General features: G+C 69.3%; 12 protein-coding genes. 7 read left to right on the forward strand and 5 right to left on the reverse strand.

The window, feature by feature from the left end; all coding sequences use genetic code 11:
• Positions 1-7 precede the first annotated feature (7 nt).
• From GGR16_RS19950 to GGR16_RS19960, 3 genes are all read left to right on the forward strand, one after another.
• Positions 8-760, forward strand: a complete 753-nt coding sequence (locus GGR16_RS19950; RefSeq protein ID WP_183317747.1) for a glucose 1-dehydrogenase — start codon at positions 8-10, stop codon at positions 758-760.
• Positions 761-850: 90 nt separating this feature from the next.
• Entirely contained in the window at positions 851-1,834 is a 984-nt protein-coding gene (locus tag GGR16_RS19955; RefSeq protein ID WP_183317748.1) for an MBL fold metallo-hydrolase, read from the forward strand.
• A 47-nt stretch (positions 1,835-1,881) separates the two neighbouring features.
• Positions 1,882-2,691, forward strand: a complete 810-nt coding sequence (locus tag GGR16_RS19960) for an HpcH/HpaI aldolase/citrate lyase family protein (RefSeq protein ID WP_183317749.1) — start codon at positions 1,882-1,884, stop codon at positions 2,689-2,691.
• Between the two features lie 5 nt (positions 2,692-2,696).
• Here the strand turns inward: GGR16_RS19960 and GGR16_RS19965 are convergent, their stop codons facing one another.
• The 5 genes from GGR16_RS19965 to GGR16_RS19985 form a co-directional block, all read right to left on the reverse strand.
• A complete protein-coding gene (locus GGR16_RS19965; protein ID WP_183317750.1) occupies positions 2,697-3,740 on the reverse strand; it encodes a LacI family DNA-binding transcriptional regulator in 1,044 nt (347 codons plus the stop codon).
• Positions 3,741-3,752: 12 nt separating this feature from the next.
• Positions 3,753-4,604 carry an ABC transporter permease gene (locus GGR16_RS19970; protein WP_183317751.1) on the reverse strand — a complete coding sequence of 284 codons (852 nt, stop codon included), beginning with the start codon at positions 4,602-4,604 and terminating at the stop codon, positions 3,753-3,755.
• On the reverse strand, positions 4,601-5,422 hold the full coding sequence (locus GGR16_RS19975) for an ABC transporter permease (RefSeq protein ID WP_183317752.1): 822 nt from the start codon (positions 5,420-5,422) through the stop codon (positions 4,601-4,603). Before GGR16_RS19975 ends, GGR16_RS19970 begins: the two co-directional genes overlap by 4 nt.
• A gap of 331 nt (positions 5,423-5,753) precedes the next feature.
• Positions 5,754-6,890, reverse strand: coding sequence for an ABC transporter substrate-binding protein (locus GGR16_RS19980; RefSeq protein ID WP_183317753.1), 1,137 nt, complete (start codon positions 6,888-6,890; stop codon positions 5,754-5,756).
• Positions 6,891-6,929: 39 nt separating this feature from the next.
• Positions 6,930-8,081, reverse strand: a complete 1,152-nt coding sequence (locus GGR16_RS19985) for an ABC transporter ATP-binding protein (RefSeq protein WP_183317754.1) — start codon at positions 8,079-8,081, stop codon at positions 6,930-6,932.
• 488 nt (positions 8,082-8,569) lie between these two features.
• Between GGR16_RS19985 and GGR16_RS19990 the strand changes: the two genes are divergently transcribed.
• From GGR16_RS19990 to GGR16_RS20005, 4 genes are all read left to right on the forward strand, one after another.
• Positions 8,570-10,516, forward strand: a complete 1,947-nt coding sequence (locus GGR16_RS19990) for a sigma-54-dependent Fis family transcriptional regulator (protein ID WP_183317755.1) — start codon at positions 8,570-8,572, stop codon at positions 10,514-10,516.
• A gap of 173 nt (positions 10,517-10,689) precedes the next feature.
• A complete protein-coding gene (locus GGR16_RS19995) occupies positions 10,690-11,736 on the forward strand; it encodes an ATP-NAD kinase family protein (protein ID WP_183317756.1) in 1,047 nt (348 codons plus the stop codon).
• A gap of 42 nt (positions 11,737-11,778) precedes the next feature.
• The gene (locus tag GGR16_RS20000) at positions 11,779-12,762 is read left to right on the forward strand and encodes a thiamine pyrophosphate-dependent dehydrogenase E1 component subunit alpha (RefSeq protein ID WP_183317757.1); all 984 of its coding nucleotides are present in this window, start codon (positions 11,779-11,781) and stop codon (positions 12,760-12,762) included.
• A gap of 35 nt (positions 12,763-12,797) precedes the next feature.
• A complete protein-coding gene (locus tag GGR16_RS20005; RefSeq protein WP_183317758.1) occupies positions 12,798-13,817 on the forward strand; it encodes an alpha-ketoacid dehydrogenase subunit beta in 1,020 nt (339 codons plus the stop codon).
• The last annotated feature ends 2 nt before the right edge of the window (positions 13,818-13,819 follow it).

A 13,819-nucleotide genomic window follows, 5' to 3' on the forward strand; every position in this document is an offset into this window, starting at 1 on the left:
ACGCACCATGCGGCTCAAGGACAAGTCGGCGCTGGTCACGGGCGGAGCCTCGGGCTTCGGCGCCGAGATCGCCGCGACCTTCGCCCGCGAGGGCGCCCGGGTCGTCATCATGGATCTCAACGGCGAGGGCGCGGAGAAGATGGCGGCGTCCATCGGCTCCGCCGCCCGCGCCGTCGCCGGCGATGTGACGAAGGCGGCCGACATCGAGAGGGCCGTGGCGGCGACGACCGGGCACGGCGGCGGGCGCATCGACATCGTCGTCAACAATGCCGGCTGGACGCACCGCAACAAGCCCATGCTGGAGGTGAGCGAGGAGGAGTTCGACCGCGTCTACGACATCAACGTCAAGTCGATCTTCCATATGACGCGGGCCGTGGTGCCGCTGATGCGCGCGGCCGGCGGCGGCGCCATCGTCAATATCGGCTCCACCGCCGGCATCCGGCCGCGGCCGGGGCTGACCTGGTACAACTCGACCAAGGGGGCGGTGAACCTGTTGTCCCGGTCCATGGCGGTCGAGCTGGCGCCGGACAGGATCCGCGTCAACTGCATCGCCCCGGTCCTCGGCGCCACCGGCCTCTTGGAAGCCTTCATCGGCGCGCCCGACACGCCGGAGAATCGGGCTAAGTTCCTCGCCACCATCCCGCTCGGGCGCCTCTCGACGCCGCGCGACATCGCCAATGCCTGCCTCTTCCTCGCCTCCGACGAGGCGGAGTTCGTCACCGGCGTCGTGCTGGAGGTCGATGGCGGACGCACGATCTGAGGGGCGGAACGAAGTGGAGTGCCGGGCCGGGCATCCGGGCCTGGGGCGTTGCAAGCGGATGCGGGCAAAAGCCAAGTGGAGGGACGTTCGATGAAGAGTCTCGACTTCAAGCTGTCGCGTCGTCAGCTCGTCCGGGGAGCCGCCGCGGGCGGCGCGCTCGCCCTGATGCATCCGGGCGGCCTCCTCGCCAAGGCGCCGATGATCGGCGAGCCGGCACCCTATTATTACCGCTTCAAGTTCGGCGATGCGGAGGCGACCATCGTCTCCGACGGCACGCTGCCGCTCGGTGATCCGCATACCAATTTCCTCGGCCTCTCGCCGCTGGAGATGGACCAGCAGCTCACCGACAACTTCCTGCCGCTGTCGAACGCGGTGCTCGAGCAGAACGTGCTCATCCTCAACACCGGCGACCGGCTCGTCCTCTTCGACACCGGCATGGGCAGCCTGAAGCTCTTCGGCCCGACGACGGGCAAGCTGCTCAATTCCATGAAGCAGGCCGGCATCGACCCGAAGGACATCGACGCCGTGGTGATGAGCCATGCGCATATCGACCACTGCGGCGGCTGCATGGCGGACGACGGCACGCGCCATTTCCCCAATGCGCAGTATTACATTGCCCAGGCCGACTTCGACTTCTGGACCGACGAGACGAAGGTGCCGAAGGACTTCGCGGTCTTCCTCGACACGGCGAAGAAGAACCTCCTGCCCAATCGCGACCGCATGGTCTTCTTCAAGGACGGGGAGGAGTTCCTGCCCGGCATCCAGGCGATTGCCGCGCCGGGGCACACGGTCGGCCACACCATCTTCATGATCACCACGGGCGGCAAGCAGCTCTGCTACATCGGCGATCTCACGCACCATCCCGTGCTGCTCATGAAGAAGCCGCTGACGGAATTCGCCTATGACACGGACCCCAAGCAGGCGGCGCAGTCGCGGGTGAAGATGCTGACCATGCTGGCCGCGAACCGCATCCCCATCCTCGCCTATCACTTCGCCTGGCCGGGCGTCGGCCATGTGGCCAAGGACGGCGAGGGCTTCCGCTACTTCCCCGAGCCGATGAAGATGGAGATGTGAGCACCCTCGGTCGCGGCCGGAGCCGCGGCCGATCGTGCCCTTCAGCAATGACGATGACCGCCGACCTCTCGCTTCTTTCACCCCTTTTCGTTCCCGCCGACAGGCCGGAACGCTTCGCCAAGGCGGCGGCGAGCGGCGCGGGGACGATCATCGTTGATCTGGAGGATGCGGTGGCGCCGGGCGAGAAGGCGGCGGCACGCGCCAATCTCGCCCGCCTGCCGGTAGACGCTTGCCGGGTGCTGGTGCGCATCAACGGGCGGGCGAGCGGCTGGTTCGACGACGACCTGGCGGCTGTCGCCGCGTCCGCCGCCCATGGCGTCATGCTGCCTAAGGCGGAGGAGGCGGCCGACATCGCCGCCCTGCGGACGGTCCTCGGCGAGGCGAGGGCGATCGTGCCGCTGGTCGAGACCGTGCGGGGGCTGGCGCAGCTCCCGTCTCTCCTCGCCGCCCCCGGCGTGACGGCGGCGGCCTTCGGGTCGCTCGATTTTGCGCTCGATCTCGGCTGCGAGCACGCGTGGGAGGCCCTGCTCATGGCGCGCAGCGAGATCGTGCTGCGCTCGCGCCTCGCGGGCCTGCCGGCGCCCGTCGACGGCGTCACCACGGCGCTCGACGAGGAGAGCGCCGCAGCGGATGCGCGGCGGGCCGCCGCGCTCGGCTTCGGCGGCAAGCTCGCCGTTCACCCCCGGCAGGTCGGGCCCATCCGGACCGCGTTCCGGCCGAGCGAGGACGATGTCGCCTGGGCCCGGCGCGTCGTCGCGGCCGCGGCTTCGGGCGCGGCGGTCAAGCTCGACGGGGCCATGGTCGATGCGCCGCTCCTCGCCCGCGCCCGGCGGATCCTCCGCGCGGCAGCGTCATAGATTTCTCACTCCGCCGGCGCGAAGCTGTCACGCACCACGAGGCGGGCCTCGATGCGCTCCGCGATGAGCGGCCCGGCCGGATCCTGCTGGCGCCGATCGAGCACGGCGACGGCGCGAGCGGCCATCAGTTCCGGATCCTGGCGGAAGGTGGTAAGCCGATAGGCGAGCCAGTCGGCCTGGGGTACGTCGTCGAAGCCGATCACGGCGACATCGCCGGGCACGGCGAGGCCGAGATCCGTGCGCGCCGCATCCATGACGCCGAGGGCGACGAGGTCGTTGACGCAGAAGACCGCCCGCGGCCGCGGCTGGCCGTCGAGCAGGGCGCGGCCGGCGGCAAGGCCCCCTGCATAATCCGTGTCGGGTCCACGTTCGACGACGATCGTCGCGCCGAGGCGGGCGGCCTCGTCGCAGAACGCCTGCTCGCGCTCGACGATGCTCGGCGTCGCCGACCGCGAGCCGGCGAGGCCGAGCAGCGTGAAGCCGCGCGTCACGAAGAGCCGGGCGGCGAGGCGCGCGGCGGCGATGTTGTCCACCATAACGTGGTCCGTCTCCGGCTCCGAGCGGCCGATGACGACGAGGGGCTGGCCATTGCGCCGGGCGAGATCGACGAAGGAGGAGGGCGGCGAGCCGGAGAGGACGATGGTCGCCTCGGCGCGATGGCCGAAGAGCGTCTGCTGGGCCGCGGTGAGCTCGTCCTCCGTCTCGCCCGTGTTGATGAGGAGCGGCACGCTGCCGCGCCGGATCAGCGTCTTGGCGAGCGCGGCGGTGAGGTCGGCGCGGAAGCCGACCTCGGGCTTGGTCGCGACGATGCCGACGAGGCGACTGCGGTTGGCGAGGAGGCCGCGCGCGAGGTCGTTGACCTGATAGCCGAGCTCGGCGGCCGCCTGCATCACCTTCTCGCGCGTCTCCTCCGCGATGCTGGCGCCGGGCGTGAAGGCGCGCGAGACGGCCGAGCGCGACACGCCGGCGCGGCGCGCCACGTCCTGTGCGCTGACGAAGCGCGGCTTGCCGGTCGTTCGGGGCGGGCCGGGGATGTCGTCCAAGGTCATGCGGCCTTTGCGTCAGTGGCCGACGCGCGACAGCACGTCCGCCTTGAGGAAGCGTTCCACCACCAGCATGAAGGCGATGGAGGGCACGAGCAGCAGGAGCGCCGTGATCGAGGCGATCTGGTAGTTGCCCCCGGCGCCTGCCGTATAGAGCAGAAGCGGCAGCAGGTTGACGTCCGGCGCGCCGACGAAGAACGAGCCGGTGAACTCGTCGAGGGATTCGAGGAAGACGAAGATGGCGCTCGCCATCAGCCCCGGGGCGGCGAGCGGCAGGGTGACGTCGCGGAAGGCGCGCAGCGCGCTCGCGCCGATGGAGCGGGCGGCCTCCTCCAGCTCCCGGTCGACCGCCGAGAAGGCGGCGGTGGCGATCCATACCGCATAGACGAGCCCGTGCGTGACGTGGACGAGGACGACGCCGGGAATGGTGCCGTTGAGACCGAGCCCGTAGAACAGCCGCGCGATGTTGACGTAGACGGGCAGGTTCGGGAACGCCTGCGGGATGAGGAAGGCGATCAGGATGAGGCTGCGCAGCGGCAGCCTGAGCCGCGCCAGCGCATAGCCCGCCGGCACGGCGAGCGCGAGCGCCACGATCACCGTCAAGGTCGCGACGAAGACGCTGTTCGCCAGGGATTCCATGGCGTTGCCGCGTGGCGAGAAGACGCGCTGCCAATAGCTGAAGCCGTATTCCAGCGGCAGCGCGTGCGGGAAGTACCAGCGCTCCGCCACCGTCCACAGCACGAGATTGGTGAGCGGCCCGAAGATGATGAAGGCGAGAAGACCGAGGACGAGCCCGCGCGGCAGCCACCAGAGGTCGATCCGCGGCAGCCGGCGGCCGGTGGCCGGTGTCGTCGTCGCGAGGCTCGTCATGCCCGGCTCCTCACGTTGTGCCTGAGATAGATCCAGGCGACGCTCGCGGTGATGAGGAGCGAGATGAGGCCGAGCGCATTGGCGACGCCGTAGTCGCGATAGGCGTTGAGGCGGAAGGCGATGTCGGCGGTGATCATGGTCGGCGACTGGGCGTTGATCATGAGCGGCACCGACAGCACCGACATCATGGTGACGAAGGACAGGACGAGCCCGACGATGAGCGTCGTCGCCACCTGCGGCACGACGATCTCGATGAGGATGCGCAGGCGCGAGGCGCCGAGGTTGCGCGCCGCCTCGATGGTGCCGCGGTCGAGCGAGGCCATGGCGCCGGAGACGAGCAGGGCCACGAAGGGCGCCTGTTTCCAGACGAAGGCGATGACGATGCCGCGCCAGTCGAGGAAGCTCGTCGTCTCGAGCGGCGTCAGGATGCCGAGGGAGACGAGCGTGTTGTTCATCATGCCGTTCTTGGCGAGGAAGGTGCGCAGCACCTGGCCGACCACGATGAAGGGGATGAACAGCGGCCAGCGGTATAGCCAGCGCAGGATGGCGACGGCGACCGGATTCTCGCCGAGCGTGAGATAGCCGCCGATGGCGATGGCGACGAGGCCGATGATCGCCGTCGACAGGCTGACGATGACGACGGTGAACAGGATATCCTGGCTGTAGAGCGCGAAGGCCTTGTCGAAATTGCCGAGCCCGTAGCGGCCCTCGACCTCGAAGGCACCAACGACCGAGGCCGCGAGCGGCACGATGAAGAGCAGCGTGATCGTCGCCAGCGCCGGCAGGACGAGGATGAGGCCGAGGAGGCGTTTCGACATGGGGTGATCCGGTTATGCGGCGAACATCATGGATGGGAGCTGCTAGTTCTCTTCCCTCACAGGAATAGGTCGGCCGTGTATGGCAAGAGTGGCACGGATCCTCCCCCGCACGGGGGAGGTGGCGCCGCGATGCGGCGACGGAGGGGGCACGCGATCGACATTTGCGCGTCGTTTCCGGCCGTGACCCCACCCGTCTCGGTCCTTCAGACCGATCCACCCTCCCCTGAAGGGGAGGGATCTGGCGCCGCACGTACCAATCACGATTGCTCGTCGTGCGGGGAAGGGAATTGCGGCGTCCGGGACCGTTGACACCGGGCGCCAATGGCCCCGCTCAGTTCGAGACCTGGCGCTCGTAGGCCTCGAGGATCGCGTTGTTGTAGGGCGCGATCGGGAAGGGCTTGCCGTTCTTGGCGAGGTCCTCCGGCGTGATGTCCTTGAACAGCTTGCTCCAGGTGGCCTCGTCGAGCTCGGCCTGGACGTGCTGGGCGTCGATGCCGGGATACCAGTTGAAGCGCTTGACGATGCCCTCGGCCTGCACCTTCGGGCTCGTCGCCATGGCGACGAACTTCTCGGCGAGCTCGCTGTTCGGGCTCTTCGCCGGCACCACGTAGTGCATCGGCTGGCCGGGCATGCCGGGCTCGGGCAGCACGAGCTTGAGGTCCGGCGGCAGGCGCCCGTCCGCCTGCCAGGAATAGAACATGTCGACCCACACCGGGCCCATGGCGATCTCGCCGCGGCTCAGGAGGTCGAGCGTGCCGGCGTTGCCGGGGGTGAGGGTCGCGTGGCTCGTGAAGTCCTTGAGGCTGGCGAGCGCCTTGTCCCACTTCTTCGTCTCGGCCTCCTCGAAGGGGCCGTTCTGCAGCTTGCCGGCGTCGCCCTCGCCGAAGGCGTAGACCCAGCCCATGACGAAGCTGACGCCGGAGGCACCGCCCTTGATGCCGTTGTAGCCGAACTGCTTGGGGTTCGCCTTGGCCCATTCCGCGAGCTCGGCATAGCTCTTCGGCGGGTTGGCGAGGAGATTGGGGTTGTAGGCGAGCGCCGTCTGGCTGTTGAACATCGGCATGACATAGCCGCTCACCTTGGTGCCGAGCGCCATGTCGGCATTGCCGCGGGTGACGAGCTTGCCGCTCGGGATCTTGTCGCGGTAGGCCTCGAGATAGCCCGCCTCCACCATGGGGCCGGCGAACTTCTCGTGCACCACGGCGACGTCGACATCCCACTTGGTGCTGCCGGCCTTCGACTGGGCCTCGAAGCGCTCGAGGATCTTCTGCGAGCCGGCATCGCCGGGGCCAGTGCCGACGACGCGCACCTTGGTGCCCGGGTTCTCCTTCTCGAACAGCGGCCCGAGATATTCGCTCACATATTCGACCATGTTCTGGTCGCCGGCGGTGACCACCGTGAGATCGGCTGCCGCGGCCGGAGTGGCCGCGAAGCCGAGGACGAGTGCTGCATTGAACAACGTTTTCATTGCTCGGTCTCCGTTATGGTCGGGCGCGGGGGCCCGATGTCAGGCTCCGGCCAGTTCGCTGGCCTTGTCTGTCTTGTGTCGGGAGGATCCGGCTGCGGCCGGTTCGGCGCCGGCCGGGCTGAACAGGAAGAGCGCCTCAGGCGGCACGCATACCTTCACGGCCGCGTCCGGGGCGAAGGCCTGCGGCGCGTCGACGAGGACGGTGTCGGGGCCGACGGCGACGGCGTGGCGCCAATGGCCGCCGGGATAGCTCGCGCTCTCGACGCGGCCGGGTAGAACCAGCGTGCCCTCCGGGATGTGCGCGGCATCGCCCGCCGGCACGAGCTCGGCCGCCTCGGCGCGGAAGCGGGCGACGACGGGTCCGTCGGCGAGCGGCCGCCCCGAGAGCGGCACAGAGCAGGGCTCGTTCGTTGGTCCGGCCGCGATGGCGAAGCGGTCGCCCGCGACGGTCCCGACGAGGCCGATGCGGTTCTCCGCGCCCATGAAGGCGGCGACGAAGGACGAGACGGGCCGGTTGTAGACCTCCTCCGGCGTGCCCGCCTGGGCGATGCGGCCGTTGTCGAGGATGACGATGCGGTCGGCCATCACCATGGCCTCCTCGCGGTCGTGCGTGACGTGGACGGCGGTGATGCCGAGCCGACGCTGCAGGGCGCGGATCTCGTGCCGCACGGAGAGGCGGATGCGCGCGTCGAGGTTCGACAGCGGCTCGTCGAGCAGCAGGATCTCGGGATCGATGGCGAGCGCCCGGCCGAGGGCGACGCGCTGGCGCTGGCCGCCCGAGAGTTCGGCCGGCTTGCGGCGCGACAGGCCGGTGAGGCCGAGCAGCGCCTCCATCTCCGCGACGCGCCGGGCGATCGCCTCGGCCGGCTGGCGCCGCAGCTTGAGCCCGTAGCCGATGTTCTGGGCCACGCTCATGTGCGGCCACAGGGCGTAGGACTGGAAGACGAGGGCCATGCCCCGCTTGTCCGGCGGCAGGCGCGTCACGTCCCGCCCGGCGACCGCGACGGTCCCGGCGGAGGGCATCACGAAGCCGGCGATCGTGCGGAGCAGGGTGGTCTTGCCGCAGCCGGAGGAGCCGAGCAGGGCGACGAACTCACCCTTGGCAATGGCGAGGTCGATGCCGTCGAGCACCGTTGTCGCGCCATACGCGACGCTCGCCTTCTTCACCTCGAGAAACGGCGCCAGTGTCATCGAGCCCCCGTTGCACAGCTGTGCATCGCGGTGCGGCGATGCCCTGCAAGTCAGGTCCGGACATAGGCTCTATTCATAACATCCCGATGACGGTTTGGGCAGACCGGTTGCGCCGCTGCCGCTTTCGCGAGCAGGCCGCTTTCTTCCCCCGGGTGCGGTTGTCCGATTTGTAGTGTGCAAGTTCTCCGCCGTCATGGCCGGGCTTGTCCAACCCAAGTCGAGCCTGTGCGACTTGGGTCACTTCAAAGAGACGCAAGGCGCGTTGCTGTTGCCATCCACGCCTTTCGGGGCTTCCTCGATACTTTGACGGCGTGGATGCCCGCGACAGGCGCGGGCATGACGGCGCAGCCGGCCGAGACGGTTTCACACGCATGATCAACGGGTTGAAGCAAGGCGAAGGATGGACGTGCCGTCACGGCTTGATCGGACCGGCGTCCGGGGCGACACTTCACGCAAAATCGAGAAGACATATGGGGAGGAGCGCAGCCATGAGGCAGGAGCAGGCCGCCCATATCGACGAGGTCGTGCGGGTCGCCGTCGGCGAGCGGACAGCGCGCGACGCGGTGATCCGGGAGTCGTGGCGGCGGTGCGTGGACGAGCACAAGCTCGATCCCGTCGTCCTGCGCGATGCGCAGATCCTGCCCCAGGCGCAGCTGCGCGAACACCGCGACGCGATGGACGAGTTCCTGCACACCGCGCGCGTGGGGCTCGAGACACTTTACCGCCAGGTCTCGGGCCTCGGCTACGTGCTCCTCCTCACCGACGCCAAGGGGGTCACGGTCGATTTCATCGGCGATCCCACCTTCAACGACCAGCTGCACCGGGCCGGGCTCTATCTCGGCGCCGACTGGGCCGAGACGCATATGGGCACCTGCGCCGTCGGCACCTGCATCGCCACCGGCGAGGCGCTGACGGTGCACCAGAGCGACCATTTCGACGCGACGCACATCCCGCTCACCTGCACCGCCGCGCCCATTTTCGACTCGGGCGGCACGCTCGCGGGCGTGCTCGACATCTCGGCGCTCAAGTCGCCGGAGCCGAAGCAGAGCCAGCACCTCGCGCTGCAGCTCGTCAGGTCGTATGCCCACAAGATCGAAAACGCCAATCTCCTCAACAACTTCCGCAGCGAGTGGATCCTCAAGCTGGCGGCGAGCCAGGAATTCGCCGACGTCGATCCCGACTTCGTGCTGGCGGTCGATGCGGGCGGGCGCATCATCGGCTTCAACGACCGCGCGCGCCGCCTCCTGCTGCGCGAGGCCGCCCTGCGCTCGATGCGCAATCCGAACCCGCTCGGGGCGATGATCAGCGACTATCTCGACTGCCGGGTCGACGACCTGCCGCTCTTCGCCCATTCGCTGCCGACGCGCCAGCGGGCCGTCCGGCTTCTGGCGAGCGGCACGACCCTCTTCGCGCAGAGCCTGCCGCCACCCGCCCGCGCGTCGCAGCAGCCGGCGCCGGCACGGAAGGCGGCGCTGGCGCGGCCCCTCGAGAAGCTGCATGGCGGCGACCCGATGATGGAGGAGGTCATCGCCAGGGCCGCCCGGCTCGTCAACACGCAGATGAGCATCCTCATCCATGGCGAGACGGGCACGGGCAAGGAGCATCTCGCCAAGGCCATCCACGCCGCGAGCGCCCGGGCGGGAAGGCCCTTCGTCGCGGTGAACTGCGCCGCGCTGCCCGAGGCGCTCATCGAGAGCGAATTGTTCGGCCACGAGCCGGGGGCCTTCACGGGCGCTGCGGCCAAGGGCAAGAAGGGCCTCGTCATCGAGGCCGACGGCGGCACGCTCTTCCTCGACGAGATCGGCGACATGCCGCTCGCGCTGCAGACCCGCCTGCTGCGCGTGCTCGCCGAGCGCGAGGTGACGCCCGTCGGCCGCACCCGGCCGGTGCCGGTCAACATCCGCGTCATCGCCGCCACGCACCGCGACCTCGTCGAGCTGGTGCGGGCCGGCGAATTCCGCGAGGACCTCTACTTCCGCCTCAACAGCGCCGTGCTCGCCCTGCCGGCGCTGCGCCAGCGCGCCGATCTCGTCTGGCTCATCGAGCACCTCATGGCCGCGCGCGGCGACGGCGCCCTGCCGCGGCGGCTCTCGCCCGCCGCCATGAACGCCCTCAAGGCCCATTCCTGGCCCGGCAACATCCGCGAGCTGGTCAATTGCCTCGATTATGCCCGCGCCGTCGCGACGAGCGACGTCATCGACGTCGCCGATCTGCCGCCGACCATCTTCGAGGAGGCACTGCTTCATTCCCCGGTGCCATCGCCGGCCCGCGCCGCCGTCCCGGAGGAGACGGTGCGGGCGGAGCGTCTCGTCGAGGCCTTGCGCGCGCGGCAGTGGAACGTCTCGGCGGTGGCGCGGGAATGGGGTCTCGACCGCTCCACCATCCACCGTCGCATGCGCCGCTTCGGCATCGTGCCGCCGCATAAATTGAGCTGACGGGCGCCACACCTGTTGCAGGCGGGGCGCCACAGCTGGGGCGCCGGCGCCTCACCAGTCCCGCCTGAGAGAACAGCCGGAGCATTTGTTTTCAATGACTTGGCGCTGATCGCGCCATTGGCATCGTCCTTGCCGCATCCTTCGCAAAAGACGACAAGCGAAGGGAGGACGGCTTGGGGCCCATCGTCGGCATCATCGCCAATCCGGTTTCGGCACGCGACATCCGCCGCGTCGTCGCCAATGCGGCGAGCCTGCAGATCGCCGATCGCGCCAACATCGTGCTGCGCGTGCTCGCCGCGCTCGCCGCCTGCGGCATCGAGCATGTGGTGATGATGCCGGAGCACGGCGGCATCCGCGGCCACGTGATGCGCGGCATCGAGCGCTCGCGCAACCAGGGTGAGAGCCGCTTTCCGCACGTGACCCATCTCGACATGCCGGTCACCGGCACGGCGGAGGACAGCGCGCGCGCCGCCCGCCTCATGCACCGCGCGGGCGTCGCGGCCATCGTCGTCCTCGGCGGCGACGGCACGCACCGGGCCGTGGTCAAGGAATGCGGGCGGGTGCCGATCGCCGGCATCTCGACGGGCACCAACAACGCCTTTCCGGAGCATCGCGAGCCGACGGTCACCGGCCTCGCGGCCGGCCTCGCCGCCACCGGGCGCGTGCCGGCCAAGGTCGCCTTCGCGTCCAACAAGCGCCTCGACGTCGCGGTCGGCGAGCGGCCGGCGGAGATCGCGCTCGTCGACGTCGCCTTCGTCACCGACAGCTATATCGGCGCCAGGGCGCTGTGGCGCACCGAGACCTTCCGCGAGCTCTTCGTCACCTTCGCCGACCCGGAGGTGATCGGCATGGCGGCCATCGCCGGGCTGATCGAGCCGGTCGGGCGCGAGGAGGCGGGCGGCATGATGGTTTCGCTGGCGCCCGCCGCGACGGCGCGCACCGTCCTCAGCGCCCCGATTGCGCCCGGCCTCGTCGTGCCTGTCGGCATCGACGACTGGCGGCGCATGCCGGCGGGCATCCCCTTCCACCCGCATCTTGCCGCCGGCTCCGTCGCCCTCGACGGGGAGCGCGAGATCTTCTTCGACGGGCGCGAGCCCGTCTCGGTGACGCTCACGGCCGATGCCTTCCGCACCGTGAACGTGCCCGCCGTCATGCAATTCGCCGCGACGCACGGGCTGCTCAGGGCCGGGGCATCCCTGCTCGCCACGGCTCTCGCCTGAACCAACGACAACCCCAAGGGTCGACCAAAGGAGGAAATGCCGATGTCCACCAATCCCTTCCCGCTCGACAAGGCGGACCTGATGAAGGCCTACCGCACCATGCGGACCATCCGCGAGTTCGAGGAGCGGCTGCATGTCGAATTCGCCAAGGGCGACATTCCGGGCTTCGTCCACCTCTATGCGGGGGAGGAGGCCTGCGCCACCGGCATCATGATGCACCTGACCGACGTCGACCGCATCGCCTCCACGCACCGCGGCCACGGCCACTGCATCGCCAAGGGCGTCGACGTCCACGAGATGATGGCCGAGATCTACGGCAAGGCGACCGGCGCCTGCCGCGGCAAGGGCGGCTCCATGCACATCGCCGACCTCGCCAAGGGCATGATGGGGGCGAACGGCATCCTCGGCGCCGGAGCCCCGCTCGTCTGCGGCGCCGGCCTCGCGGCCAAGTTCCGCGGCGACGGCGGCGTCGGCATCACCTTCATCGGCGACGGCGCCTCCAACCAGGGCATGGTGCTGGAGAGCATGAACCTCGCCGCCGTGTGGAACCTGCCGGTCATCTTCGTGGTCGAGAACAACGGCTATGCGGAATCGACCTCGGTCGACTACGCCACCGCCGTCGATTCCTACGTCGACCGCGCCTCCGGCTTCGGCCTGCCGGGCGTGACCGTGGACGGCACGGACTTCTTCGCCGTCTACGAGGCGGCCGGCGAGATGATCCGCCGCGCGCGCGAGGGCGGCGGGCCGGCGCTGCTCGAATGCAAGATGGTCCGCTTCTTCGGCCATTTCGAGGGCGACGCCCAGACCTACAAGGCCAAGGGCGAGAACGACTACAACCGCGAGCACCGCGATTGCCTGAAGATCTTCGCCGCCCGCGTGCGCGAGACGGGCGTCGTCACGGCCGAGGAATTCGCGGCGGTCGACCAGGAGGTCGGGGCGCTCATCGAGGATGCGGTGGCCTCCGCCAAGGCCGCGCCGCTGCCGTCGGCACGCGACCTCACGAGCGACGTCTACGTCGCCTACTGACGCTCGACAGCCAAGAACATCCGGAGGAAACCGTCATGGCCCGCAAGATCAGCATGAAACAGGCGATCAACGAGGCGCTCGACCTCGAGATGCGCCGCGATCCCGCCGTCATCGTCATGGGCGAGGACATCGTCGGCGGGGCCGGCAGCCCCGGCGAGGAGGATGCCTGGGGCGGCGTGCTCGGCGTCACCAAGGGGCTGCACGCCAAATATCCCGGCCGGCTGCTCGACACGCCCCTGTCGGAATCGGCCTATATCGGCGCCGCCATCGGCGCGGCCGCCTGCGGCATGCGCCCGGTGGCCGAGCTGATGTTCCTCGACTTCATGGGCGTGTGCTTCGACCAGATCCTCAACCAGGCGGCGAAATTCAAGTACATGTTCGGCGGCAAGGCCAAGACCCCCGTCGTCATCCGCGCCATGGTCGGTGCCGGCTTCCGCGCCGCCGCCCAGCATTCGCAGATGCTGACGCCCGTCTTCACCCATGTGCCGGGGCTCAAGGTCGTCTGCCCGTCCAATGCCTATGACGCCAAGGGCCTGCTCATCCAGGCCATCCGCGACGACGATCCCGTCATCTTCTGCGAGCACAAGAACCTCTACGGCCATGAGGCCGACGTGCCGGAGGAGGCCTATGCCATCCCCTTCGGCGAGGCGGCGGTGGTGCGCGAGGGCAAGGACGTCACCATCGTCAGCTATGGGCTCACCGTGCACCGGGCGCTGGAGGCGGCCGAGCGGCTCGCCAAGGAGCGCATCGAGGCCGAGGTGATCGACCTGAGGACGCTCTCGCCCATCGACTGGGACACGGTCCTCGAGAGCGTCGAGACGACCGGCCGGCTCGTCGTCGTCGACGAGGCGAACCCGCGCTGCTCCATTGCGACGGATGTGGCCGCGCATGTGGTGCAGGAGGCCTTCGGGGCGCTGAAGGCCGCGCCGCAGATGGTGACGGCGCCGCACACGCCGGTGCCGTTCTCGCCCGTGCTCGAGGACCTCTACATCCCGACGGCGGATGCGATCACCGCCGCGGTGTCGAAGATCGCGCCGCGCGCCATGGCAGCTTGAGG

This window comes from Chelatococcus caeni, assembly GCF_014196925.1.
GTDB lineage: Bacteria > Pseudomonadota > Alphaproteobacteria > Rhizobiales > Beijerinckiaceae > Chelatococcus_A > Chelatococcus_A caeni.